The sequence below is a fragment of the Azoarcus indigens genome (assembly GCF_004361735.1).
In the GTDB taxonomy this organism is placed as follows: domain Bacteria; phylum Pseudomonadota; class Gammaproteobacteria; order Burkholderiales; family Rhodocyclaceae; genus Azoarcus; species Azoarcus indigens.
Window position 1 is genome coordinate 68,700 of the sequence record NZ_SNVV01000010.1, and the last position, 23,747, is coordinate 92,446.

Below are 23,747 nucleotides of genomic sequence, written 5' to 3' on the forward strand. Positions count from 1 at the left end.
CTCAAAACCAGACCAATCATCCGTCCCCGGAGACGCAGCATGAGAAAGACCCTGGGCATGGCCGCGCTGGCGGCGATGCTGGCGGGCGGCGCACAGGCGCAATCCACCGCCGATGAGATCGCCAAGTACCGCGAGATGATCGCTGACGGCAACCCTGCCGAACTGTTCGAGATGGAAGGCGAAAGCCTGTGGAAGACGCCGCGCGGGCCGAAGAAGGCCACGCTGGAGCAATGCGACCTTGGCCAGGGGCCGGGCGTGGTGGATGGCGCTTTCGCCCGGATGCCGCGCTATTTCGCCGATACCGGCCGGGTGCAGGACCTCGAATCCCGCCTGCTCACCTGCATGGAAACCCTGCAGGGCATTCCCGCCTCCGCGGTGGTGGACGGCGACTGGAACAAGGGCGAGCGCAAGACCATGGATGCGCTGGCGGCCTACGTCGTCACCCATTCCCGTGGCCAGAAAATCCAGCTGGACCTCGCCAATCCCCAGACCCGCCGCATGTACGAGCTGGGCAAGCGCGCCTTCCACTACCGCAGCGGGCCGATGGACTTCTCCTGTGCCACCTGCCACGGCGAGGACGGCAAACGCATCCGCCTGCAGGATCTGCCCAACCTCACCCACAAGGAAGGCGCCATCGCCGCCTGGGGCAGCTGGCCGGCCTACCGGGTGTCCAATAGCCAGTTCTGGACCATGCAGCACCGCCTCAACGACTGCTTCCGCCAGCAGCGCACCGCCGAGCCGGTGTTCGCCTCCGAAGTGACGGTGGCGCTGTCGGTCTACATGGCGGCCACCGCCCAGGGCGGCGTGCTGCAAACCCCTGGACTGAAGCGTTGAGGTGCCCACGATGAAAGCTGTTTCCATCCTGCGGCCGGCGCTTGCCGCCCTGCTGGCCGCCACCGCCGGCCTGAGCGCCGCCGCCGGCGAAGACTACGACGCGCAGGTGCGCGAGATGATGCAGTCCTCCTTCAAGGAGAACGGCATCGCCAGCAAGTACCGCCAGCTTCAGCTGGACTTCCAGAAAACCTGTTCCGCGCTGGTGCCGCCGTCGGCGGAAGCCATGCGGCAGATCGAAGCCGAGCAGATGCAGACGGTGCGCTGGCCGGCCGACGGCAAGTTCTTCGGCGACTGGAAGGAGGGCGAGAAGATCGCCCAGAGTGGCCGCGGCCTCACCTGGACGGACAAGGCCGGCGAGAGCAACGGCGGCGGCTGCTACAACTGCCACCAGCTGGCGCCGCAGGAACTCTCCTTCGGCACCATAGGCCCCAGCCTGCACCGCTACGGCAAGCTGCGCGGCAGCGACGAAGGCATGGTCAAGTACACCTGGGGCAAGCTGTGGAACGCCAAGGCCTACAACGCCTGCTCGCAGATGCCGCGCATGGGCGACGCCCATATCCTCAGCGAAGCCCAGATCAAGCATGTGATGGCCTACCTGTTCGACCCGGCCTCGCCGGTCAACCAGTAGGCTGCCCGGCCAGCGGCGGCGCTTCTCGCGGAGCGCCGCCTTTTTTCATTCCCGTTCTTCTGCTGTGGCCGATGCCGGCCGCAGCCCGCGGAGCCCGCCCATGTCCATGCATCGCCGAGAATTCCTGCAACTGCTGGCGGTGGCCGCCGCCGGGGGGCTGGCCCTGCACAACGGCAGGGCGGAGGCGGCGCGGGCCGGCGAGGTTTTCTACGATCTGCCGCGCTTCGGCAACGTCAGCCTGCTGCACATGACGGACTGCCACGCCCAGCTGCTGCCGCTGCATTTCCGCGAGCCTTCGGTGAACCTGGGCGTCGGCGCCATGGCTGGGCAGGTGCCGCACCTGGTGGGCGAGCACCTGCTCAGGCGCTTCGGCATTCCGCCGGGCAGCGCCGAGGCTCACGCCTTCACCTGCCTGGACTTCACCGAGGCGGCGCGCAACTACGGCAAGGTCGGCGGCTTCGCCCAGCTCGCCACCCTGGTCAAGCGCCTGAAGGCGAGCCGGCCCGGCGCGCTGCTGCTGGATGGCGGCGACACCTGGCAGGGCTCCGCCACCGCGCTGTGGACCCGCGCCCAGGACATGGTGGACGCCGCCAAGCTGCTGGGCGTGGACCTGATGACGCTGCACTGGGAATCCACTTACGGCGCGGAGCGCGTCAAGGAAGTGGAGGAGAAGGACTTCGCCGGCCGCATCGACATCGTGGCGCAGAACGTGCGCACCACCGATTTCGAAGACCCGGTGTTCAAACCCTATGTGATCCGCGAGATCAACCGGGTGCCGGTGGCCATCATCGGCCAGGCCTTTCCCTACACCCCCATCGCCAATCCGCGCTGGCTCACGCCGGAGTGGAGCTTCGGCATCCAGGAACAGGGCCTGCAGCAGGCGGTGGAGCAGGCGCGCGCAGAGGGCGCCCAGGTGGTCGTGTTGCTGTCGCACAACGGCATGGATGTGGACCTCAAGCTGGCCTCGCGTGTCAGCGGCATCGACGCCATCTTCGGCGGTCACACCCACGACGGCGTGCCGGCGCCGGTGGTGGTGGCCAACCCCGGCGGCCGCACGCTGGTGACCAACGCCGGCTCCAACGGCAAGTTCCTTGGCGTGATGGACTTCGAGGTGAAGGACGGCCGGGTGGCGGACTTCCGCTACCGCCTGTTGCCGGTGTTCGCCGATCTGCTGCCGGCGGATGCCGAAATGGCCGCCTTCATCCAGCGGGTGCGCGCGCCCTTCGCCGAGCGCCTGGCTGAACCGCTGGCGCTCACCGAGGGCCTGCTCTATCGCCGCGGCAACTTCAACGGCTCCTGGGACCAGCTGCTGCTGGACGCGCTGATGGCGGAGAAGGAGGCGGAGATCGCCTTCTCGCCCGGCTTCCGCTGGGGCACCACGCTGCTGCCGGGCGAAACCCTGACCATGGAGCAGCTGATGGACCAGACCGCCATCACCTATCCCTGGACCACGGTGACGCGCATGAGCGGCGCGACGATCAAGACGGTGCTGGAAGACGTCTGCGACAACCTTTTCAACCCCGATCCCTACTACCAGCAGGGCGGCGACATGGTGCGGGTGGGCGGGCTGCAGTACGCCTGCGAGCCGGCCGCGGCCATGGGCCGGCGCATCAGCGACATGCGCCTGAACGGCAGGCCGCTGGAAGCGGACAAGCTCTACACCGTGGCCGGCTGGGCCCCGGTGGCGGAAGAGGCGAGGGATGCCGGCGAGCCGGTGTGGGAAGTGGTGGCGCGCTACCTGCGCGGGCGCAGAGTGGTGCCGCTGGCCACGCCGGCCCAGCCGGTGCTGAAGGGCGTGGCGGGCAATCCCGGCTTGATCTGAGAACGGCCGGCCAGACGAGCCGGCGGCTTCACTCCGCCGGCAGCGGCCGCCGGCGCGGGAAGAGGTTGCAGAAGCGCAGCTCCACCGGATAGGGGAAGAAGTCCTCCACATAGCCGCTGCGTATCTTGTCTTGCGCCGCGCGCCAGAAATCCGGCTGCAGCAGGTCGGCGTGGTGCTTGAGGAAGGCTTTGCGCACCCGCGGCTGGCCGAGCAGGAAGGTGGCGAACTCCTCCGGGAACACGTCCATCGGCCCGGCGGTGTACCAGGGCTCGCCGGACAGCTCCATCTCTTCGTAGGGGGCCGGCGGAATGCGGCGGAAGCGCATGCTGGTCATGTACTCGATCTCGTCGTAGTCGTAGAACACGACGCGGCCGTAGCGGGTGACGCCGAAGTTCTTCCACAGCATGTCGCCGGGGAAGATGTTGGCGATGGCCAGTTCGCGGATGGCGTTGCCGTACTCGCGCACCGCATGCTCCACCTCCTCGTCGCTGGCCTGCTCCAGGTAGAGGTTGAGCGGCGTCATCCGGCGTTCGATGTAGAGGTGCTTGATGACCAGGCTGTCGCCCTCGATCTCGAAGCAGGAGGGCGCCAGCTGGCGCAGCTCCTCCAGCAACTCCGGGTGGAAGCGCGACAGCGGCAGCGCCGCGTAGGAAAACTCCAGCGTGTCCGCCATGCGGCCCACCCGGTCCACCTGCTTCACCAGCAGGTACTTGCGCTTCACCGTGGCGCGATCGACGTTCTTGGTGCTGCCGAACACATCCTTGATCACCTTGAACACATAGGGGTAGGAGGGCAGCGTGAACACCAGCATCACCAGTCCGCGTATGCCGGGCGCGACGATGAACTGGTCGTTGGAATGGCGCAGGTGGGCGAGCAGGTCGCGGAAGAACATCGTCTTGCCCTGCTTGCCCAGGCCCAGCATGGTGTAGAGCTCGCTGCGCGGCTTGTTGGGCATGATGGAGCGCAGGAACTGCACGTAGCCGGACGGCACCTCCATGTCCACCATGAAGTAGGCGCGCGACAGCGAGAACAGCACCGAAATGCGCCAGGCCTCCAGCAGCACCGCATCGATGTAGAGCAGGCCCTGGGCGTTGTGCCGCACCGCCAGGGTGAAGGGGTATTCCTGGTAGCCGTTGATGGCCTTGCCGATGATGTAGGCCGTCTTGTTGCGGTAGAAGGCGGCGTACAGCACCTGCAGCTGGCAGTTCACCTCCATCTTCGGCCAGTGGCCCAGGTGCTGGTGGGCGGCGCGCAGGATGTGGCGGATGTCCCGCTCCAGGTCCTCGAAGGGGCGCTGCCAGTCGAAGTCCTCGACGATGTCCCGCAGCGTGCCGGCCAGGCCGCGGTCGCGCGGGTAGTAGCTGGAATACACCGGCGGGTAGGACTCGATGTACTCGGTGGAGGCGGCCGGGCGGGCGAACAGGTAGTCGTTGTTGAAATAGGTGCGGTGCAGGATGCGGCAGCACACCGAGTTGAAGAAGCTCTCCGCCAGTTCCGGCTGCTTGTGCTTGATCAGCATGGCGATGAAGTGGTGCTTCACCTGCTGCCAGGTGGCGTCGTCCACCGAATCGGCATGGAACTCGCGGTGCAGGCGCTGCACCGTCTCGTCCACCCGGTCGTCGTAGAACTGCACCCGCTCGCGCACCGCGTCCAGCTGGGCCTGCCATTCGGCGCCCTCGAAGAATTCCTTGGCCCGCCGCGAGGTCTCGCGAAAGATGCGGTAGTGCTTGTTGAAACCCTCGACGAGGGCCTGGGCGATCGCGAGCGACACCGGGCTGTTCCTGTAGGGCGCGTCCATCTCGGCTTTCCCCTGGCGGCAATGCGCACAGGATACCCAGCCGGAAGGCGCTGGCAACAGCCGGCGCGAGAGGCCCTGTTCGCTTGCCTGCGGGCGTGCTTGAAAGGCCGGGCGGACGAACGGAGGGCGCGGCCCGGCCGGTGCGTGGCGGGGCTGGGCGGAGGCCGCTTACCGGAGGAAAAACAAGGGCTTGATGGCTCCAGTCGGTGCATTTTTTGATACCCGGCTCGGCAAGTCTTATATCTTTTATCTTCTGTATTTTTTCATATTGTGAAAGCCTGTTTTACTTCTGGCGTGCACGCCGGGTCGCGGCGCTATAATGCGGCGCTCGAAAAGTCGGTTGGGAGTCGCGAGGCACCGCGGAGGCAGACAAGCCGCGGGCGTGCCGGAAGTGGCTGCGCACAGGGCGGGAGACAGTCGCGGGTGAGCGCGCTCTCCATGCCGGGCCCGCGTTCCCCATGTCTTTCGACGCGCTGGCGCCTCGGGCCACCGCCCGTCCGCGCCATCGTTCGATCAGCGCACCCAGACCATGAGGGAGAAACAAGCAATGTCGCAGCAGCCGACCATCTTCTACACCATCACCGACGAAGCGCCGATGCTGGCGACCGCCGCCTTCCTGCCGGTGATCCGCGCCTTCACCGCTCCCGCCGGCATCAACGTCGAGGAAGCCGACATCTCGCTGGCCAGCCGCATCCTGGCGGAGTTCCCCGAATTCCTGACCGACGAACAGAAGGTGCCCAACACCCTGGCCGAACTGGGCGCGCTGACGCTGCAGCCGGATGCGAACATCATCAAGTTGCCCAACATCTCCGCCTCGGTGGCCCAGCTCAAGGCCGCGGTCAAGGAGCTGCAGACCAAGGGCTACAAGGTGCCGGATTTCCCGGAAGACCCGAAGAGCGACGAAGACAAGGCCATCAAGACGCGCTACTCCAAGTGCCTGGGCTCCGCGGTGAACCCGGTGCTGCGTGAAGGCAACTCCGACCGTCGCGCGCCGCTGGCGGTGAAGAACTACGCCAAGAAGCACCCGCACTCCATGGGCGAGTGGAAGCAGTGGTCGCAGACCCATGTCTCCCACATGCACCACGGCGACTTCTACCACGGCGAAAAATCGATGACGCTGGACAAGGCGCGCGACGTGAAGATGGAGCTGATCACCGCCTCCGGCAAGACCATCGTGCTCAAGCCCAAGGTCGCGCTGCTGGCCGGCGAGATAATCGACTCGATGTTCATGAGCAAGAAGGCGCTGTGCGAGTTCTACGAGAAGGAACTCGAGGATTGCCGCGAAGCCGGCATCCTGTTCTCGCTGCACGTGAAGGCGACGATGATGAAGGTCTCGCACCCCATCGTCTTCGGCCACTGCGTCAAGATCTACTACAAGGAGGCCTTCGCCAAGCACGGCAAGCTGTTCGACGAGCTGGGCATCAACGTCAACAACGGCATGGTCGACCTCTACGAGAAGATCAAGACCCTGCCGGAATCCAAGCGCGACGAGATCATCCGCGACCTGCACGCCTGCCAGGAGCACCGCCCCGAGCTGGCCATGGTGGACTCCGCCAAGGGCATCACCAACTTCCATTCGCCCAATGACGTCATCGTCGATGCCTCCATGCCGGCCATGATCCGCCAGGGCGGCAAGATGTGGGGCGCCGACGGCAAGCCCTACGACTGCAAGGCGGTGATGCCGGAGTCGACCTTCGCCCGCATCTACCAGGAGATGATCAACTTCTGCAAATGGCACGGCAACTTCGATCCGAAGACCATGGGCACCGTGCCCAACGTCGGTCTGATGGCGCAGAAGGCTGAGGAGTACGGCTCCCACGACAAGACCTTCGAGATCCCGGAAGACGGTATCGCCAACATCACCGACCTCGCCACCGGCGAAGTGCTGCTGACGCAGAACGTGGAAGCCGGCGACATCTGGCGCATGTGCCAGGTGAAGGACGCGCCCATCCGCGACTGGGTCAAGCTGGCCGTCACCCGCGCCCGCAACTCCGGCATGCCGGCGGTGTTCTGGCTGGACCCCTACCGTCCGCATGAGAACGAGCTGATCAAGAAGGTCGAGACCTACCTGAAGGACTACGACACCCAGGGCCTGGAGATCAAGATCCTGTCCCAGGTGCGCGCCATGCGCTTCACCCTGGAGCGGGTCGCCCGCGGCCTGGACACCATCTCGGTCACCGGCAACATCCTGCGCGACTACCTCACCGACCTGTTCCCCATCATGGAACTGGGCACCTCGGCCAAGATGCTCTCCATCGTGCCGCTGATGGCCGGTGGCGGCATGTACGAGACCGGCGCCGGCGGTTCCGCGCCCAAGCATGTGCAGCAGCTGGTGGAAGAGAACCACCTGCGCTGGGATTCGCTGGGCGAGTTCCTGGCGCTGGCGGTATCGCTGGAAGACCTCGGCATCAAGAACGACAACGCCAAGGCCAAGATCCTGGCCAAGACGCTGGATGAAGCCACCGGCAAGCTGCTGGACCTGGACAAGTCCCCCTCGCGCCGTACCGGCGAGCTGGACAACCGCGGCAGCCAGTTCTACCTGACCCTGTACTGGGCCCAGGCGCTGGCCGCGCAGACCGAGGATGCCGCGCTGGCCGCCCACTTCGCCCCCCTGGCGAAGTCGTTGGAAGAAGGCGAGCAGAACATTGTCGCCGAGCTGAAGGCGGTGCAGGGCAAGCCGGTGGACATCGGCGGTTACTACCAGGTGGATCCCGCCAAGTGCAAGGCGGTGATGTGCCCCAGCACCACCTTCAACGCCGCGCTGGCCACGGTGGGTGTTTGATACCTTGCAGCGATGACCGGGATGGGCGGGCGCCCATCCTGTCGCACCAGAACGCCGGGCGGGTCCCGGCGTTTTTCTTTTCCGCTTCCCTGGGCCCTTGCCCGGGTTTCCCCCCGCCTCAGCCGCGCCGGTGTTTCATGGATAATCGAAACGCAGTCCGGTCAAGGCGGCTCCGGCCGATCAATAACAGCATCCTGCCCAGGGATAGACATCGCCGGCCGGCGGTCGCAAAGGCAAATCCGTTTGTCCAACGCGCACACCAGGAGGGGGCAGCAATGAGTGCATCTCACATCAAGGTTCCGGCGGCTGGCAGCAAGATCGTCCCCGGACAGCCGATACCCGACGAACCCATCATCCCGTACATCGAAGGCGACGGCATCGGTGTGGACATCACGCCGGTGATGCTCAAGGTCATCGACGCGGCGGTGGACAAAGCCTACGGCGGCAGGAAGAAGATCCACTGGATGGAAGTGTTCGCCGGCGAGAAAGCCACCCGGCTCTACGGCCCGGACGAGTGGCTGCCGAAGGAGACCTTCGACGCGCTGAAGGAGTACGCCGTCTCCATCAAGGGGCCGATGACCACGCCGGTGGGTGGCGGCATCCGCTCGCTCAACGTTGCCCTGCGCCAGGAACTGGACCTCTACCAGTGCGTGCGCCCGGTGCGCTACTTCAACGGCGTGCCCTCGCCGCTGCGCGACCCGAGCAAGGTGGACATGGTGATCTTCCGTGAGAACACCGAGGACATCTACGCCGGCATCGAATGGGCGGCGGAGTCCGAGGGGGCAAAGAAGCTTATCCGCTTCCTGCAGGAAGAGATGGGGGTGAAGAAGATCCGCTTCCCCGCCACCTCTGGCATCGGCATCAAGCCGGTGTCGCGTGAAGGCAGCTCCCGCCTGTTCCGCGCAGCGATGCAGTACGCGATCGACAACGACCGCCGCAACGTCACCATCGTGCACAAGGGCAACATCATGAAGTTCACCGAAGGGGCCTTCCGTGATTGGGCCTACGAGGTGGCGCAGCAGGAATTCGGCGCCGAACCGATCGACGGCGGTCCGTGGTGCCGCTTCAAGAACCCGAAGAGCGGGCGGGAGATCATCGTCAAGGACGCCATCGCCGATGCCTTCCTGCAGCAGATCCTGCTGCGGCCGGCGGAATACGACGTGATCGCCTGCTGCAACCTCAACGGCGACTACATCTCCGACGCGCTCGCCGCCCAGGTGGGAGGCATCGGCATCGCGCCGGGCGCCAACATCTCCGACAAGTACGCCTGCTTCGAGGCCACCCACGGCACTGCGCCCAAGTACGCCGGGCAGGACAAGGTGAATCCCGGTTCGCTCATCCTCTCCGCCGAGATGATGCTGCGCCACCTCGGCTGGAAGGAGGCGGCGGACCGGGTCATCAAGTCCATGGAAGACGCCATCGGCGACAAGGTCGTGACCTACGACTTCGCCCGCCTGATGGAAGGCGCCACCGAAGTCAGCTGCTCCGCTTTCGGCGACGCGATGATCGCGCGCATGTAGAACGCGCCCGGGCGGCGCAAACCGGCAAGGCCGCCGCCCAGGGCGGCCTTCTTCATTGCGCCGGCGGAAAGTGAAAAGCCCCGCCGGTGGCCGGCGGGGCTGTGCTCAGGGCAAGCCTGCGGGTATCAGTGGCTGTGGGCGAGCCCCGAGCCTCGCGGCGTGCGGATGTCCTCCACCATGTGCTGGATGTGGTCCGGGCACGGCGCGGTGAGCTTGGACACCACCAAGGCGACCACCACGTTGAGGATGGCGCCCACCATGCCTATCCCCTCGGGCGAGATGCCGAACAGCCAGTTGGCCGGAATGTTCTCCGCCATCGGCGTGATGAAGATGCCCTTGAAGTAGAGGATGTAGCCGAAGGTGAAGCCCAGGCCGACGAGCATGCCGCTGATCGCGCCTTCCTTGTTCATCGTCTTGCTGAAGATGCCCAGCAGGATGGTGGGGAAGAGCGAGGCGCAGGCAAGGCCGAAGGCGAAGGCCACCACCTGGGCGACGAACCCTGGCGGGTTGTAGCCGAGGTAGCCGGCAATCATCACCGCCACTGCGGCGGCCAGGCGTCCCGCCAGCAGTTCGGACTTCTCCGAGATCCTGGGCATGAATACGCCTTTGAGCAGATCGTGGGAGATTGCCGCCGAGATCACCAGCAGCAGCCCCGCCGCGGTAGACAGCGCGGCGGCGATGCCGCCCGCCGCCACCAGCGCAATCACCCAGTTCGGCAGGCCGGCGACTTCGGGGTTGGCGAGCACCATGATGTCATTATCCACGGTGAGCTCGTTGCCCTTCCAGCCTGCGGCCTCCGCCCGGGCGGTGAAGTCGGCGCTGGTGTTCTTGTCGTTGTAGTACTGGATTCGGCCATCGCCGTTCTTGTCCTGGAACTTCAGCAGGCCGGTCTGCTCCCAGCGCCGCATCCAGTCCGGCCGGGCCTCATAGAGCAGCGCGGAATCGGTGGCGAAGAGGTCGCCCCCGCTGGCGGTGACCGCACTATTCACCGTGGCATGGACGTTGTACCTGGCCATTGCGCCCACCGCCGGCGCGGTGGTGTAGAGGATGGCGATGAAGACCAGCGCCCAGCCGGCGGAAGAGCGCGCGTCCTTCACCTTGGGCACGGTGAAGAAGCGCACGATCACATGGGGCAGGCCGGCGGTGCCCGCCATCAGTGCGAAGGTGATGGCGAAGATGTTGATCGTCGACATGCTGGACGAGGTGTAGGCGGCGAAGCCCAGGTCCTGCACCACAGCGTCCAGCTTCTGCAGGAAGGGTTCGCCACTTGCCACCGTGCCGCCCAGCCCCAGTTGCGGAATGGGATTGCCGGTGATCTGCAACGCGATGAAGGCCGCCGGAATGGTGTAGGCAAAGATCAGCACCACGTACTGAGCCACCTGGGTATAGGTGATGCCCTTCATGCCGCCCAGCACCGCGTAGAAGAACACTAGCCCCATGCCCACCATCAGGCCGGTGACGATGTCCACCTCCAGGAAGCGGGAGAACACGATGCCAACGCCGCGCATCTGCCCCGCCACATAGGTGAAGGAGATGAAGATGAGGCAGATCACCGCGACGATGCGGGCGGTACGCGAGTAATAGCGGTCGCCTATGAACTCCGGCACGGTGAATTTGCCGAATTTGCGCAGATAGGGCGCAAGCAGCACCGCCAGCAGCACATAGCCGCCGGTCCAGCCCATCAGGTAGACCGAGCCGCCGTAGCCGAGGAAGGCGATGAGACCGGCCATCGAGATGAAGGACGCGGCGGACATCCAGTCGGCCGCCGTCGCCATGCCGTTCACCACGGGGTGCACGCCGCCGCCGGCAACATAGAACTCGCCGGTACTGGCCGCGCGGGCCCAGATGGCGACGCCGATGTAGAGGGCGAAGGACAGGCCGACGACGATGTATGTGAGCAGTTTCAGGTCCATGTGCCTATTCCCCTCAGTCTTCGTGGACGTCGTGTTCGCGGTCGAGCTTGTTCATGCGCGCCGCATACCAGAAGATCAGCACCAGGAAGGCGTAGATCGAGCCCTGCTGGGCGAACCAGAAGCCGAGCGGATAACCGCCGAGGTGGATGCCATCGAGAATCGGCCGCAGCAGGATGCCGAAGCCATAGGACACAACGAACCACAGGACCAGGACGGTAGTCAGCAGCCCCAGCGTTGCCCGCCAGTAAGCTGCCCCTCCATTGGGCTTTTCCATTGCTTGTCTCCTCTTATGCGTTTTGTCGGTGTGGAAGGCCCGTGCCGCGGCAGAGTGGCGTGGAGTCCTGTTGAACCGGTCGCAGCGGACGGACAAGCGGAGTATTGGAAGATAAAGCTTACAGCTTCCTTATAAAAATCTAATTTATAGATAGAATATTTTTATTTGATTATCGTCCGTGTTCGTCTACGCCGAAGCGCTTATCCAGGCGATTCATGATCAGCACGTAAATACCGATGATCAAAAGGTGAATCAGCGGCGTGCCTTGGGCGAAGACATAGAAGCCCAGCGGGAAGCCGAGGAAGACGATGTTGTTCAACTCGGTAGCGTAGTACCCGGGCAGGAAGGATACGAGGAACCACAGGGCGAGCAGCCCCAGCGTCAGGGCGAGGTTGCGGCGCCAGTAGGCGCGATGTCGGGCGGTCAGCGTCATGGTGGTCAGTGTTGCGGGCTGGCGCCCTTGTGGGCTTGGGCCAGGCGGTCCTGGATCTCGGTGGGGGCGGCTTCGTAGCCGGCGGCGCTGAGGGCGAACTCGCTCTCGCCACCGCAGATGGCCTTCAGCCTGGCCTCGAAGCCGTCCAGCTCGGCCATCGGCACCCGGGCGGAGAGTGTGGTCCAGCCGGGCGCGGGGCTGTCGGTGGCGGTGAGGCGGCCGCGGCGGCCGGCGAGCTCGGCGCTCACCTCGCCGAACTGGGCGTCCGCGATCTTCACCGTCAGCTCCAGCAGCGGCTCCAGCACCTGCGGCCGGGCGGCGCGCACCGCCTCGATCAGCGCATGGCGGGCGGCGGTGACGAAGGAGACTTCGTTGGAGTCCACCGCATGGTGCTTGCCGTCGGTCACCACCACCTTGAGATCCTGCAGCGGGAAGCCGGCGTGGGCGCCTTCGGCCAGTGCCTGGCGCACGCCCTTCTCCACCGCCGGCATGAAGTGGGTGGGAATGGTGCCGCCCTTCACCTCGTCGGCCAGCTCCAGGCCGGCGCCGCGCGCCAGCGGCTCCACCCGCAGCGCCACTTCGCCGAACTGGCCGGCGCCGCCGCTCTGCTTTTTGTGGCGGTAGCGGGCTTCGGCGCTGATGCTGATGGTTTCGCGGTAAGGCACTGCCGGCGGTGCGGTATCCAGCTGCAGGCTCCAGCGGCTGGCGAGTTGTTCGAGCACGATCTGCAGATGCTGGCGGCCGAGGCCGCGTACCACGGTGTGGCGGCTGCGCGGGTCGAAGCTCACCTCCAGGCAGGGATCTTCGTCCACCAGCCGGGCCAGCGCCTCGGCCAGCTTCTGCTCGTCCGCCGGCTTGCGCGCGATCAGCGCCAGGCCGTGCACCGGCTGCGGGTAGGGCGGCGCGGCGACGTGGAAGGCGTCTTCGTCATGGGAGTCGTGCAGCACCGCGTCGCGGCGGATTTCATCCACCCGCGCCACCGCGCACAGGTCACCGGCCACGCCCAGTGGCGTTTCCACCGCGTTGCGGCCTTGCAGGCGCAGCAGGTGGGCGACCTTGAAGGGCTTGCGGCCGTCGCCGATGAAGAGCTGGGAGTTGGGCGTGATGCGGCCCTGATGGATGCGGAACAGCGCCAGCTTGCCGCGGTAGGGGTCGTTGGCGATCTGGAACACATGGGCCAGTACGTGGCCCTCGGCGCTGGCCGCGACCGCCACTGGCGTTGCAGCCACGCCTTCACCCTTGAGGAAGCGCGGCGGATTGCCTTCGGTAGGGTCGGGCATCAGCCGGCCGAGGATATCCAGCAACTCGCGCACGCCGGCGCCGCTGCGGGCGGAGACGAAGCACACCGGCACCAGGTGGCCTTCGCGCAGGGCCTGTTCGAAGGGGGCGTGCAGCTGTTCCGGCGTCAGGCTCTCGCCCTGCTCCAGGTAGGCGGCCATCAGCGCTTCGTCCAACTCCACCACCTGGTCGACGATGGCTTCGTGGGCGGCGGTGACGCTGGAGAAGGCGGTGGCCGCGGCGGTGTCCGGGGTGAAGAAGCAGTCCACCACGCCCTGGCCATCGGCCGCCGGCAGGTTGAGCGGCAGGCATTCCGGGCCGAAGGCGGCGACGATCTCGCCCAGGGTGGCAGCGCAATCGGCGCCGGCGGTGTCCATCTTGCTGACGATGATGAGGCGGCACTTGTCCGTGGCGGCGGCCATCAGCCGGCGGCTGGCGCTGTCTACGCCGGCGCTGGCGCTGATGACGATGGCGGCGGTCTCCACCGCCGGCAGCACCGCCAGCGCGCGGCCGGCGAGATCGGGCAGGCCGGGGGCGTCCACCAGGTTGATCCAGTGGCCGGCCCATTCCAGGTGGGCCAGGCTGGCGTTGAGCGAGTGGCCCAGCGCCTTCTCCTGTGCGTCATGGTCGGAGACGGTGTCACCGCGCTCCACGCTGCCGGCGCTGCCGATCTCCCCGCCGGCAGCGAGCAGGGCTTCCAGCAGGCTGGTCTTACCGCCGCCGGCGGGGCCGAGCAGGGCGATGTTGCGGATGTCGTGGACGGAACTGGGCGTCATGGCTGGTCTCCCGACGTGCGCGTGTTTTCTGGTGAGACTTCTTGTTTATGCGCGCAGTGTCCGTCCGACGCCCCGTGCAGGCAATGTGCGGGATCAAAGTTCCGGCCGCCGGGCGGTGGCGTGCTGCGCTGCGGAAGCCGCTGGACGCGCTGGCGGGCTGCTCAGGCGCTCTTCAGGCCGGCCCGGCGGGTGAGCCAGATCGCCGCCAGCGGCAGCAGCAGGGTGAGCACCGCGATGGTGAGCAGCAGGCCGCCGAGTTCGCTGTAATCCGCCGGGGTGGTGACGGTGCCGGCGGCATCTTTCACCTCGCGGGTGACCACGTAAATGCGGTTGAGGTACTCGGTGGCGAGCTGGGAGGCGGACAGCGCCAGGTTGGTGAAGGAGGCCATCACCGCGAAGAAGGTGGCCTTCAGGTGCTGCGGTGCGGAATTCGCGATCCAGGCCAGCATCGGCACCATGGAAACCTGGCCCAGCGGCGATTCCAGCGCGGTGTTGGCGATGGCGATGAAGCGCGCATCCACCACGCCGCCGGTGTGGGCGGCGGTCCATTCATGCAGCCCATGGAACATGCCGATGATGGGCACCGACAGCAGCGTGGTCGCCAGCGTGAGGAAGACGACGATGTAGGCGATGGAGCGCTCGGCCATGAAGCGGCGGAACAGGAAGAGGCCGGCCAGGGTGAGGCCGCTGGTGATGAGGTCCAGCCGGGAAAGGAAGGACTGGTCGAAACCGAGCACGTCTATCATCCACCAGGTGGCGCCGGCGCCCGGCAGCGGCATGGCGCGGAACACGAAGATGACGATGGCGGTGCCCAGCAGGGTGCGCCGCGCCGCCGGCTCCAGCTCGCCCAGCAGGCGGCGCATGAGGAAGGCGATGACGGCGAAGGAGCCGAGGAAGATGGCCTCCTGGCTGTATTCGAAGTCGGACAGGCCCAGGCTCAGCGTCAGCGTGACGAAGACCGCGCTGCCGCCCAGCACCCACCAGTTGGGCGAGGTGGTTTCTTCCGGCTCGTGCACCGCGCGGGCGATCTCCTCCTCGCTGCGGCCCAGCGCCCGCAGCCGCCGCGCCTCCCTGCGCTTGAGCCAGCCGGCGAGCAGCACGCCGCTGACCGACAGCAGCGGAATCGCCAGGGCGAACTCGTAGATGCGCAGGTAGATCGCCACCTTCTCAGCTTCGCCCAGCCCGGCCGCGCCCTGGAACATGACGACGTTGGCGAGGGACACCAGTACGCTGCCGCCGATGATGGCGACGCGGCCCAGCATCTGCATGGTGGTATGCATGAGGCGGATGTCCTCCGCCGGCAGCGGCTGGCCACGCTCGTCCAGCCGCGGCACCGCTTCCACCGTCATCGCGTCGGCCACCGCATCCTGCATCACATAGCCCACCGGCGCCAGCAGGGTAGAGAGCACGAACCAGGCGCTGGCCGGCATCACTGCCTTCATCGCCTCAGGCTGGCCGAGTAGGCCGATCATGATCAGCAGGCTGGCGGCGATCAGCAGCGCGCCCAGGTAGACCAGCCCCGCCTTGTAGCGCCACAGCAGATCCACCAGGTGGCCGATGGGCATCTTCAGCGCCCAGGGAATCACCGCCCAGAAGCCGAGGGCGGCGATGAAGGCGGCAGAGAGGTCCAGGTAGTCCTTGATGAAGAAGGTGCCGACGATGCCGGTGAGGGTGGAGACGCCGTAGGCGCAATACACCATCAGCGGCGGCAGGTAGGACAGCCGCATCTCGCGGCCCAGCTCCAGGATGTTGCGGTCGAACCAGCGGAAGAGGGCGTTGCGGTGCTGGGCAGTGGCCACGCGGGGGCTCCTTGGGTAGCGGTCGGTCGGCGGGGTGGGGCGGGTTCAGCGGCCCAGCAGTCTTTCCAGCCAGGGCAGCAGCCAGGGCAGGGACACGGCGGTGAGCAGGCCGTTCAATCCCATCGCCAGCGCGGCGAAGGCGCCGGCTTGCTCGCTCACTTGGAAGGCGCGGGCGGTGCCTATGCCGTGGGAGGCGATGCCGATGGCGAAGCCACGCACCGCGTGGTCGTCGATGCGCAGCAGACGGTAGAGGTAGCGCGCGCCGACCGCGCCCAGGATGCCGGTGGTGATCACCAGCACCGCGGTGAGCGAGGGCAGGCCGCCCAGGCTCTCCGCCACCGCCATCGCGATCGGCGTGGTGACGCTCTTGGGCGCCAGCGACATCAGCGATTCCCGGCTGGCACCGAGCATGGCGCCGATGGCGTAGGCCGACAGCGCGGCGGTGAGCGAGCCGGCCACCAGCGCGATCACCAGCGGCCCGGCCATCGCCTTCAGCTTCGGCCACTGGGCATAGAGCGGAATCGCCAGCGCCACCGTGGCCGGGCCGAGCAGGAAGTGCACGAATTGCGCGCCGTCGAAATAGGTTTTGTACGGCATGCCGGTGACCAGCAGCAGTACGGCGATGAAGCTGACCGACAGCAGCACCGGGTTGGCCAGCGGATGGAAGCCGGCGCGGCGGTAGAGCCAGAAGGCGGCCTGGTAGGCGAGCAGGGTGAGGGTGAGGCCGAGCAGCGGCGTGGCGGAGAGATAGACCCAGATTTCGCTGAGGCTGTGGCTCATGGCCGGGCCTCCCCGCCGGCGCGCGGCGTTTCCCGGCGGCGCATCAGCGCGCGCAGCACCAGCGCGGTAACGGCGATGGCGAGGGCGGTGCTGCCCAGCAGCGCGGCGGTCAGCGGCAGCCATTCGGCGGCCAGACGGTCGCCGTAGAGCACGATGCCGGTGCCGGCGGGCACGAACAGCAGGGAGAGGTGCATCAGCAGCGTGCCGGAGGTGGTGCGCAATTCCTCGCTCGGCCCGCCGCGCAGCAGCAAGGCGAGGAAGAGCAGGCCCATGCCGATCACCGGGCCGGGAATGGGCAGCGCCAGCGCGCGGGCGATCACTTCGCCTATCAATTGGAACAACAGCAGCAGGGTGAGGGCGCCTAACATGGTCTATCTCGCTTTTCTCGCCCCGGCGGCGGGAGGTTCGCCGGGGTAAGCGAGCATAGCCGATGCAGTGGCGGATGCTGCAGCACGGAATCGCCGCAAGCCGGCGGATTGCATCGCTTGCAGCCTCGAGCCTCCCGTTTCAGGCGGGCGATTCCCGGCCGGCGGCGCCGGGCCGGGCGTACCAACTCAGCAGCGTCAGATCAGCAACACATGCCCCGCGGTGCGTACCGCGATGCCCGCCACTGCGCCCAGCGCGGCCGGCTTCCACACCGCCGCCACCCGCCGGCCGGCGGACATCATGATGGCCACGCCGGCCACGTCCAGCGGATGGGTGAGGAAGCCGGCGCTGTGGTTCAGCGTGGCGACGGTGGTGGTGCCGCTCTTCAGCATCTCGTCCATCACGCCCATCATCGCGGTGCCGCCGGCGATGTACTTGGTAAGGCTGAGCAGGATCAGCGCCGGGTCTATGCCCAGCAGCGCCAGCAGCGGCGTCAGCACATCCTTGATTGCATCGATGGCGCCGGTGGCGCGCAGCGCCATCACCGCGACCAGCGCCAGCACCAGCATAGGAATGGCACCCACCGCGATCTTGAAGGCCTCGGCGCCGGCGCGGTTGATCACGTCCAGCACGCCCTTGGCGCTGTCTGCCACGTGGTGGTGCAGGGTTTCGTCCACCGTGCCCTCGGCGGTGGACAGGCGGCGGCCGAAGCCGTGGTAGGTGGCGGCTGCGGCCACCAGCCCGCCGAGCACCGACAGCAGCAGGGTGAGGCCGAACTGCAGGCCCATGGCGGCCATCGGGAAGGTGACGTTGGCCTGCGCCATCGCCATCACCATCGCCAATGTGGCGGCGAGGTGGCGGTCGGAGGCGCCGCGGCTTTCCATCATGGTCAGCGTGGCCACCGGCGCGGCGAAGCTGACGAAGTTGATCTGCAGCGCGGCGAATACCCCCAGGCCGGTGAGGCCGGCGGGGCGCAGCAGGGGGGCAACGCGGGCGACCAGCCAGTCGAGCACGCCCTTCGCCTCCAGCAGCCGCATCAGCGACAGCATCACCACCATCACCGGCAGCAGCACGAAGAGGGAGAGTTCGATGGCCGAACGGCCGGCGCGCAGGATGATGTCGGTCAGCAGGTCCATGCGGCCTTGTTGTTCTTTTGCGGAGCAGCAGATGCTAACCGCAGGGCGGCTTCAAGGCGAGCCGGCTGCGCGGGCAACGGCGTACCCGCGGCGCGGCGTGCCCTTGCGATGCGGGGAGGCGGGCTCAGTCGTCCTTGCGGTGCTCGTCGTCGTCCACCGGAGCAGGCACCGTCGGGGCGCCCAGCGTTACCGTGATCAGCATCAGCAGCATCGGCGCGAGGGTGAGTGCGAAGGCTTCGAAACTGCGCATGCCGAAACCGATGACAAGCGGCAGCACCAGCACGCCACAGGCCAGGAATTCGGTAATTTTGCTCCAGCGGTCCATAACGGTTCTCCTGTCGGGATCCTATCTTCTTATGCCCTCTATGACTTTCCGGCAGTCGCCGCCGGCTGCCCGAGGGGCTTTGTGCAATGCACAAATACGGCTGTAGCTTAGACCGCCTGCCCGGTGTGCGCCCGTGTGGAATTCCACAATAAGGCGTAGCGGAAAGCGGCAGCCCTACTGCTTCTTCCTGCAAGCGGCCTGCCCGAGTGGAGCGGGGGAAGGCTTGCCGCCCTCGCCCGGTCCCAGGCAGTGCAAGGCTAAAGGATGAGTGACTGTGAAAGCGCGCCGGTGTTGCACCGGAGGCGTAGAACTTTCACCCCTTCAGCTCAATTGCATTCCCCAAAGCGGGCGGCGAAATCCAGACGAATGGATGAAGTGCCTTGCTCACCGCAGCCCCTCAAACTATGTTTCCAGCATCTTTTGCGGTGCAACAAGGAGACGTGGAATGAAGACCAACCCGCATGCCCGGGCGCTTTCCGGGCTGGCCCTGATATGGCTGCTGGGCAGCGCTGCCGCCGGCGCGGCAGAGCCGCTGCCGGCCTTGAACCTCGACCTCGGCCAGACCACCGTGTCCGGCATTTCCTCCGGCGCTTTCATGGCGGTGCAATTCGGTACCGCGCATTCGGCGACCGTCGCCGGCGTGGCCGCCACCGCAGGCGGGCCCTATTTCTGCGCCGGGCAGGATTCCTGGGCGGGGGCAGGGGTGGGCCGTGCCATCGCCCGTTGCATGCAGGGCGATCCCAGCTATCCGGCGGTACCCATCACCGCCACCGACCTGTCGCAGATGAGCGCCGCGGTGCGTGCCTGGGGGGCGCGCGGGCTGATAGATGACAGCGCCAACCTGGCGCGCCAGCGGGTGTGGATCTTCCACGGCTACAACGACGGCATCGTCAAGCGGCCGGTGAGCGATGCGCTGCAGAGCTGGTACGGCGGCTTCGTGCCGGCCGGCCAGATCTTCTACAAGGACGAGTTGCGTGCGGCCCATGCGCAGATTTCCGCCAGCTGCGCGGTGAGCGGCAATGGTGCCGCGATGGCCGAGGGGGCCAGTTGCAACCCCTGCGCCATCACCGGCGGCAACTTCATCAATCAGTGCCCGGCCGCCAGCGCATCCGGCAGTGCCGCCTACGATGCCGCCGGTGTGGCGCTGCAACTCTTCTACGGCCCGCTGCAGCGCACCGCCAGCGGCAGCCTGGGTGGCCAGGTGGTGGCCTTCGACCAGCGGCCCTACATCCAGCGGGACGGCGGCTCGCTGCCGGCCATCCGCGCCTCGATGGCCGATGGCGGCTACCTCTACCTGCCGGCCGCCTGCGCCGCCGGCCAGCCTTGCCGGCTGCATGTGGCCTTCCACGGCTGCCAGCAGCAGTCCGGCAACATCGGCACCGCCTTCGTCACTGGCGCTGGCTTCAACGAATGGGCGGATGCCAACCGCATCGTGGTGCTCTACCCGCAGACAGCCGCCACCACCGCGGTGCCGCTCACGCCCTTCAACCCGCAGGGCTGCTGGGACTGGTGGGGCTACGGCGATTTCGGCTATCAGGCCGCCGGCCACTATGCGACCAAGGACGGCACCCAGATCGCCGCCATCTGGCGCATGGTGCAGCGGCTGGCGAGCGGCGGCAGCGCGACAGTGGGCGTCAGCCCCACCACGGTGCCGGCCTTGCAGGTGCTGGATGCCTCCGCCAGCCAGGTCGCGCTGGCGTGGCCGCCGGTGGCCGGCGCCGCTGGCTACCGGCTCTACCGTGGCACCGGAGCGGACGGCCCGCTGCAGCCGCTGACGGCCACGCCGGTGGACGGGCCCTCCTGGGTGGATGGCGGCCTCACGCCGCAGTCCAGCTATCGCTACCAACTGCGGCCGGTGGACAGCAACGGCACCGAGGGCAGCCCCTCCGCCACGGTGACGTTGAGTACCGGGCAGACGGCGCCGGCTTGCGATCCCTACTTCTCGCTGGCGCAGGACACGGTGGTGGACCGCAACAACCGGCCGACGACCAAGGTCTGCCCCTGAGGCGCGCGCAGCCGGGCGGAGCCGAGCCTGCGGCCACGGCTGCACCGTGCAGGGGCGGCGCCGGGGGGAGGAGGGGCCGTCCCGGCGCCGCCCCCTCCACCGGAGCCCCGTCCCCGGCGCTCAAGGCCGCCGTCGATGGTACTGGGCGACCAGAACCTGGATCTTGAGCCGGATGATGTCCGCCAGCATTCGCATCTTCCTGTCGTGCTCCTGATGCGCGACGTCGTAGATCTGTTTCTTCAGCGCTTCGTTGCCGTCCTTGGGCAGGCTGAGGGACCACTCGGTGAAGAAGGCGTCATAGCTGTCCACCGTCTTGATGAGCTCGAAGCGGAGCTTCTCCCGCTCCTTTTCCGGAATGGTGCTCAGGGCCGCGTCGATGACGGCTTCGAGGTCAGAACGCTTCTGTTGATTCTGGAGGGGAAACTGGATGACTTCGGACATGGGCGCCTCTGGCCTAGCGTGTAAGCAGGATGGAGGCCTGAATCAATTTTCGCGCCAATCCGTAAGTTGCTGATTCTTCAATCCGGGCACTGCGTCCCCGTGCCATTTGCGACAAATGCCGCAGGCCTTCTCCCTCCGCTCCAGCTCCGGAAATGCCGGATGACGCCGCGCCGCCGGCTTTGTGCCTGCCGCCCATCCCGGGGCAACATGGGCCTTGGCCCGCGGGCGCAAAAAAGGGCGCACCCTTTGCCGGGTGCGCCCTTCGTTCCACGCCGGCCCGCTCGCGTGGGCCGGACCCAGGCTCTCACTCCATTGCTTCGTACAGCGGCAGGGTGAGGAACTCGGGGAAGTTGGCCGACAGGCTCATTTCCTCGAAGATCGCCGCCGCCTGGTCGTAGGTCTCGGTCTTCTCGCCGGCGGCGGTCACGGTGGCCTTCACCTTGGCCAGCTCTTCTGGAATCATCGCCCGCACCATCTCGGCGGTGACCTTGCGGCCATCGTCCAGCTTGCCCTTGGGGCTTACCACCCACTGCCAGATCTGGGAGCGGCTGATTTCGGCGGTGGCGGCGTCTTCCATCAGGTTGTGGATGGGCACGCAGCCGTTGCCGGCCAGCCAGCTGCCGAGGTAGTGGATGCCGACGTTGATGTTGTTGCGCACGCCGGCTTCGGTGATGGGCTGTTCCGGCTGGAAGTTCATCCAGTCCTTCGGGCCGTAGCTGCCGCTCACCTGTTTTTCCCACTGGTTGGGCTTGTCGCCCAGCACCTTGACGAACTCTTCCATCGCGATCGGCACCAGGCCCGGGTGCGCCACCCAGCCGCCGTCGTAGCCGTCGTTGGCGTCGCGGGTCTTGTCGTGGCGGATGCCGGCCAGCGCCTTCTCGTTGGCGACCGGGTCGCTCTTGATCGGGATCAGCGCGCTCATGCCGCCCATCGCCGGGGCGCCGCGCTTGTGGCAGGCCTGCACCAGGGCCAGCGCGTAGGAGCGCATGAAGGGCACTTCCATCGTGATGGCGCCACGGTTGGCCAGGCAGAAGTCCTTGTTGTTCTTGAACTTCTTGATGCAGGAGAAGATGTAGTCCCAGCGCCCGGCGTTGAGGCCGGCGGAGTGGTTGCGCAGTTCGTACAGGATCTCTTCCATTTCGAAGGTGGCGAGGATGGTTTCGACCAGCACGGTGGCCTTGATGGTGCCCTGCGGCAGGCCGATGTGGTCCTGCGCCATCACGAAGATGTCGTTCCACAGCCGGGCTTCCAGATGGGATTCCATCTTCGGCAGGTAGTAGAAGGGGCCGGCGCCGCGGGCGATCTGCTCCTTGGCGTTGTGGAAGAACACCAGCGCGAAGTCGAAGATGCCGCCGGAGACGCGCTGGCCGTCGACCAGCACGTGCTTCTCGTCCAGGTGCCAGCCGCGCGGGCGGATCTGCAGGGTGGCGATCTTGTCGTTGAGCTTGTAGACCTTGCCGGCCTCGTTGGTGTAGCTGATCTCGCGGCGGATCGCGTCGTAGAGGTTCACCTGGCCCTGGATCTGGTTGTACCAGTTGGGGCTGTTGGAATCTTCGAAGTCGGTCATGTAGGAATCAGCGCCGGAGTTGTAGGCGTTGATGATCATCTTGCGCTCGACCGGGCCGGTGATCTCCACCCGGCGGCACTCCAGCGCCTTCGGCAGCGGCGCCACCTTCCAGTCGCCTTCGCGGATGTGCTTGGTTTCCGGCAGGAAGTCGGGCAGCTCGCCGGCGTCGATGCGGGCCTGGCGGGCGACGCGGGCCTTCAGCAGTTCCTGGCGGCGCGGCTCGAAGGCGCGGTGCAGCTTGGCGACGAGTTCCAGCGCGTCGCGGCTCAGGATCTGGTCGAAGCGGGGATGCAGCGGGGCGTTGATCTGCAGGCCTTGCGGCAGGTCCAGGGTCTGGCTCATGGTCATGCTCCTTGTCGTTCCGGGTGATTCGATGTTCGGTGGCGCCGGCGGTGGCCGCCGGTGCCGCTTTGCTGTTTCAGGGCGGCGGGCTCAGCCCGGCCGCCGCCTGCGTATGAATTCGACGACGTCGCCCAGGCTGTCGCCGCTGCCGTGCGGGCTTACATCCAGCGCCTCGGCCGGCTGGCCGTTGCGGTTGATCCAGAAGGTGGTATAGCCGAACCAGGTGGCGCCGGCCGCATCCCACCCATTGGCGGAAACGAACAGGATCTCCCGCGCCTCGCAGCCCAGCGCCGCCGGGCCCATCGCGTAGGCGTCCGGGTGCGGCTTGTAGCGCTCCACCTTCTCTACCGACAAAACATGGTCGAACAGGCCTGCCAGCCCGGCGCTGCGCACCGAGACCTCCAGCATCTGCGGCGTGCCGTTGGAGAGGATGGCGGTGGGCACGCCCAGGGCCTTCAGCTCGCGCAGCGCCGCCGCGTTCTCCGGGAAGGGCGACAGGCAGGAATACTGGTTCAGCAACTGGGTACCGGCTGCTTCGGACATCGCCAGGCCCAGCTTGCGGGCGGCGAAATCGAGGGCGTCGCGCGTCAGCTCCCAGAACGGACGGTGGCGTCCGGCCAGGGTGCGCAGCTGCGAGTATTCGATCTGCTTCTGCCGCCACAGCGCCGCCAGCGCCTCGCCCTTGCCGGGGAAGAGCTGCTCCGCCAGCAGTCCGACGGAATAGACGTCGAACAGGGTGCCGAAGGCGTCGAAGACAACGGCTTTCAGGCGGGGCGTAGCGGTCATGGCGATGTCCGAGCTTTGCATTGCCGGGCCTCGTGGGCCCGCCGGTTCGTTCTTGTTGGGGGCGGCGCCGGCGGCGGGAGATCGTCCCGCGGCGGTCCGCTCGTCTGGGGGTAGCGTCTCCTCTCACCCCGTATTGAGGCCT

At 66.8% G+C, this 23,747-nt stretch carries 19 protein-coding genes; 6 read left to right on the forward strand and 13 right to left on the reverse strand.

Annotated elements, in window-relative coordinates:
• Positions 1–39 precede the first annotated feature (39 nt).
• From soxA to soxB, 3 genes are all read left to right on the forward strand, one after another.
• Complete coding sequence (gene soxA, locus C7389_RS12795) at positions 40–834, forward strand: sulfur oxidation c-type cytochrome SoxA (RefSeq protein ID WP_133591996.1); 795 nt, start codon at positions 40–42, stop codon at positions 832–834.
• Between the two features lie 10 nt (positions 835–844).
• Positions 845–1,462, forward strand: coding sequence for a sulfur oxidation c-type cytochrome SoxX (gene soxX / locus C7389_RS12800; protein WP_211168353.1), 618 nt, complete (start codon positions 845–847; stop codon positions 1,460–1,462).
• Positions 1,463–1,562: 100 nt separating this feature from the next.
• Positions 1,563–3,284 (forward strand): thiosulfohydrolase SoxB, encoded by a 1,722-nt coding sequence (gene soxB, locus C7389_RS12805; protein ID WP_133592000.1) that lies wholly within the window; start codon positions 1,563–1,565, stop codon positions 3,282–3,284.
• 28 nt (positions 3,285–3,312) lie between these two features.
• Here the strand turns inward: soxB and aceK are convergent, their stop codons facing one another.
• Entirely contained in the window at positions 3,313–5,082 is a 1,770-nt protein-coding gene (gene aceK, locus C7389_RS12810) for a bifunctional isocitrate dehydrogenase kinase/phosphatase (protein ID WP_133592002.1), read from the reverse strand.
• A gap of 547 nt (positions 5,083–5,629) precedes the next feature.
• Between aceK and C7389_RS12815 the strand changes: the two genes are divergently transcribed.
• Together C7389_RS12815 and icd are read left to right on the forward strand one after the other, a co-directional pair.
• A complete protein-coding gene (locus tag C7389_RS12815; protein WP_133592004.1) occupies positions 5,630–7,864 on the forward strand; it encodes an NADP-dependent isocitrate dehydrogenase in 2,235 nt (744 codons plus the stop codon).
• A gap of 275 nt (positions 7,865–8,139) precedes the next feature.
• Positions 8,140–9,384 carry an NADP-dependent isocitrate dehydrogenase gene (gene icd, locus C7389_RS12820; protein WP_133592006.1) on the forward strand — a complete coding sequence of 415 codons (1,245 nt, stop codon included), beginning with the start codon at positions 8,140–8,142 and terminating at the stop codon, positions 9,382–9,384.
• Between the two features lie 125 nt (positions 9,385–9,509).
• On the opposite strand, the gene C7389_RS12825 is transcribed toward icd, so the two are convergent.
• The 9 genes from C7389_RS12825 to C7389_RS12865 all read right to left on the reverse strand — a co-directional run bounded on the left by C7389_RS12825 (position 9,510) and on the right by C7389_RS12865 (position 18,464).
• Positions 9,510–11,297 carry a sodium:solute symporter family protein gene (locus tag C7389_RS12825; protein WP_133592008.1) on the reverse strand — a complete coding sequence of 596 codons (1,788 nt, stop codon included), beginning with the start codon at positions 11,295–11,297 and terminating at the stop codon, positions 9,510–9,512.
• Positions 11,298–11,310: 13 nt separating this feature from the next.
• A complete protein-coding gene (locus C7389_RS12830) occupies positions 11,311–11,571 on the reverse strand; it encodes a DUF4212 domain-containing protein (protein ID WP_133592010.1) in 261 nt (86 codons plus the stop codon).
• 169 nt (positions 11,572–11,740) lie between these two features.
• Entirely contained in the window at positions 11,741–12,004 is a 264-nt protein-coding gene (locus tag C7389_RS12835; RefSeq protein WP_133592012.1) for a DUF4212 domain-containing protein, read from the reverse strand.
• A 5-nt stretch (positions 12,005–12,009) separates the two neighbouring features.
• Entirely contained in the window at positions 12,010–14,058 is a 2,049-nt protein-coding gene (fusA, locus tag C7389_RS12840) for an elongation factor G (protein ID WP_133592014.1), read from the reverse strand.
• A gap of 161 nt (positions 14,059–14,219) precedes the next feature.
• Positions 14,220–15,785, reverse strand: a complete 1,566-nt coding sequence (locus C7389_RS12845) for an MFS transporter (RefSeq protein ID WP_133592206.1) — start codon at positions 15,783–15,785, stop codon at positions 14,220–14,222.
• Between the two features lie 117 nt (positions 15,786–15,902).
• Entirely contained in the window at positions 15,903–16,637 is a 735-nt protein-coding gene (locus C7389_RS12850; RefSeq protein WP_133592017.1) for an LrgB family protein, read from the reverse strand.
• Positions 16,634–17,005, reverse strand: a complete 372-nt coding sequence (locus tag C7389_RS12855) for a CidA/LrgA family protein (RefSeq protein WP_133592019.1) — start codon at positions 17,003–17,005, stop codon at positions 16,634–16,636. The genes C7389_RS12850 and C7389_RS12855 overlap by 4 nt, the downstream gene beginning before the upstream one ends.
• 195 nt (positions 17,006–17,200) lie before the next feature.
• Complete coding sequence (locus C7389_RS12860; RefSeq protein ID WP_133592021.1) at positions 17,201–18,139, reverse strand: nucleoside recognition family protein; 939 nt, start codon at positions 18,137–18,139, stop codon at positions 17,201–17,203.
• A gap of 124 nt (positions 18,140–18,263) precedes the next feature.
• Positions 18,264–18,464 carry a hypothetical protein gene (locus C7389_RS12865; RefSeq protein WP_133592023.1) on the reverse strand — a complete coding sequence of 67 codons (201 nt, stop codon included), beginning with the start codon at positions 18,462–18,464 and terminating at the stop codon, positions 18,264–18,266.
• A 445-nt stretch (positions 18,465–18,909) separates the two neighbouring features.
• On the opposite strand from C7389_RS12865, the gene C7389_RS12870 reads away from it, so the two are divergent.
• Positions 18,910–20,469, forward strand: a complete 1,560-nt coding sequence (locus C7389_RS12870) for an extracellular catalytic domain type 2 short-chain-length polyhydroxyalkanoate depolymerase (RefSeq protein WP_162851729.1) — start codon at positions 18,910–18,912, stop codon at positions 20,467–20,469.
• 120 nt (positions 20,470–20,589) lie between these two features.
• On the opposite strand, the gene C7389_RS12875 is transcribed toward C7389_RS12870, so the two are convergent.
• The 3 genes from C7389_RS12875 to C7389_RS12885 all read right to left on the reverse strand — a co-directional run bounded on the left by C7389_RS12875 (position 20,590) and on the right by C7389_RS12885 (position 23,605).
• The gene (locus tag C7389_RS12875) at positions 20,590–20,910 is read right to left on the reverse strand and encodes a hypothetical protein (protein ID WP_133592027.1); all 321 of its coding nucleotides are present in this window, start codon (positions 20,908–20,910) and stop codon (positions 20,590–20,592) included.
• A gap of 304 nt (positions 20,911–21,214) precedes the next feature.
• Positions 21,215–22,819: a malate synthase A gene (gene aceB, locus C7389_RS12880; RefSeq protein ID WP_133592029.1), complete on the reverse strand. Its 1,605-nt coding sequence runs from the start codon at positions 22,817–22,819 to the stop codon at positions 21,215–21,217.
• A 90-nt stretch (positions 22,820–22,909) separates the two neighbouring features.
• Positions 22,910–23,605 carry a haloacid dehalogenase type II gene (locus C7389_RS12885; protein WP_133592031.1) on the reverse strand — a complete coding sequence of 232 codons (696 nt, stop codon included), beginning with the start codon at positions 23,603–23,605 and terminating at the stop codon, positions 22,910–22,912.
• Positions 23,606–23,747 lie beyond the last annotated feature (142 nt).

Excerpts from the sequence above, each read along its gene's own strand:
- C7389_RS12875 (WP_133592027.1), bottom strand. The coding sequence starts at position 20,910 with ATGTCCGAAGTCATCCAGTTTCCCCTCCAGAATCAACAGAAGCGTTCT.
- C7389_RS12860 (WP_133592021.1), bottom strand. The coding sequence starts at position 18,139 with ATGGACCTGCTGACCGACATCATCCTGCGCGCCGGCCGTTCGGCCATC.
- C7389_RS12830 (WP_133592010.1), bottom strand. The coding sequence starts at position 11,571 with ATGGAAAAGCCCAATGGAGGGGCAGCTTACTGGCGGGCAACGCTGGGG.
- soxA (WP_133591996.1), top strand. The coding sequence starts at position 40 with ATGAGAAAGACCCTGGGCATGGCCGCGCTGGCGGCGATGCTGGCGGGC.
- aceB (WP_133592029.1), bottom strand. The coding sequence starts at position 22,819 with ATGAGCCAGACCCTGGACCTGCCGCAAGGCCTGCAGATCAACGCCCCG.
- soxB (WP_133592000.1), top strand. The coding sequence starts at position 1,563 with ATGTCCATGCATCGCCGAGAATTCCTGCAACTGCTGGCGGTGGCCGCC.
- C7389_RS12870 (WP_162851729.1), top strand. The coding sequence starts at position 18,910 with ATGAAGACCAACCCGCATGCCCGGGCGCTTTCCGGGCTGGCCCTGATA.
- icd (WP_133592006.1), top strand. The coding sequence starts at position 8,140 with ATGAGTGCATCTCACATCAAGGTTCCGGCGGCTGGCAGCAAGATCGTC.
- C7389_RS12865 (WP_133592023.1), bottom strand. The coding sequence starts at position 18,464 with ATGGACCGCTGGAGCAAAATTACCGAATTCCTGGCCTGTGGCGTGCTG.
- C7389_RS12835 (WP_133592012.1), bottom strand. The coding sequence starts at position 12,004 with ATGACGCTGACCGCCCGACATCGCGCCTACTGGCGCCGCAACCTCGCC.
- C7389_RS12885 (WP_133592031.1), bottom strand. The coding sequence starts at position 23,605 with ATGACCGCTACGCCCCGCCTGAAAGCCGTTGTCTTCGACGCCTTCGGC.
- fusA (WP_133592014.1), bottom strand. The coding sequence starts at position 14,058 with ATGACGCCCAGTTCCGTCCACGACATCCGCAACATCGCCCTGCTCGGC.
- soxX (WP_211168353.1), top strand. The coding sequence starts at position 845 with ATGAAAGCTGTTTCCATCCTGCGGCCGGCGCTTGCCGCCCTGCTGGCC.
- C7389_RS12825 (WP_133592008.1), bottom strand. The coding sequence starts at position 11,297 with ATGGACCTGAAACTGCTCACATACATCGTCGTCGGCCTGTCCTTCGCC.
- C7389_RS12845 (WP_133592206.1), bottom strand. The coding sequence starts at position 15,785 with ATGCGGCTGTCCTACCTGCCGCCGCTGATGGTGTATTGCGCCTACGGC.
- aceK (WP_133592002.1), bottom strand. The coding sequence starts at position 5,082 with ATGGACGCGCCCTACAGGAACAGCCCGGTGTCGCTCGCGATCGCCCAG.
- C7389_RS12815 (WP_133592004.1), top strand. The coding sequence starts at position 5,630 with ATGTCGCAGCAGCCGACCATCTTCTACACCATCACCGACGAAGCGCCG.
- C7389_RS12855 (WP_133592019.1), bottom strand. The coding sequence starts at position 17,005 with ATGTTAGGCGCCCTCACCCTGCTGCTGTTGTTCCAATTGATAGGCGAA.
- C7389_RS12850 (WP_133592017.1), bottom strand. The coding sequence starts at position 16,637 with ATGAGCCACAGCCTCAGCGAAATCTGGGTCTATCTCTCCGCCACGCCG.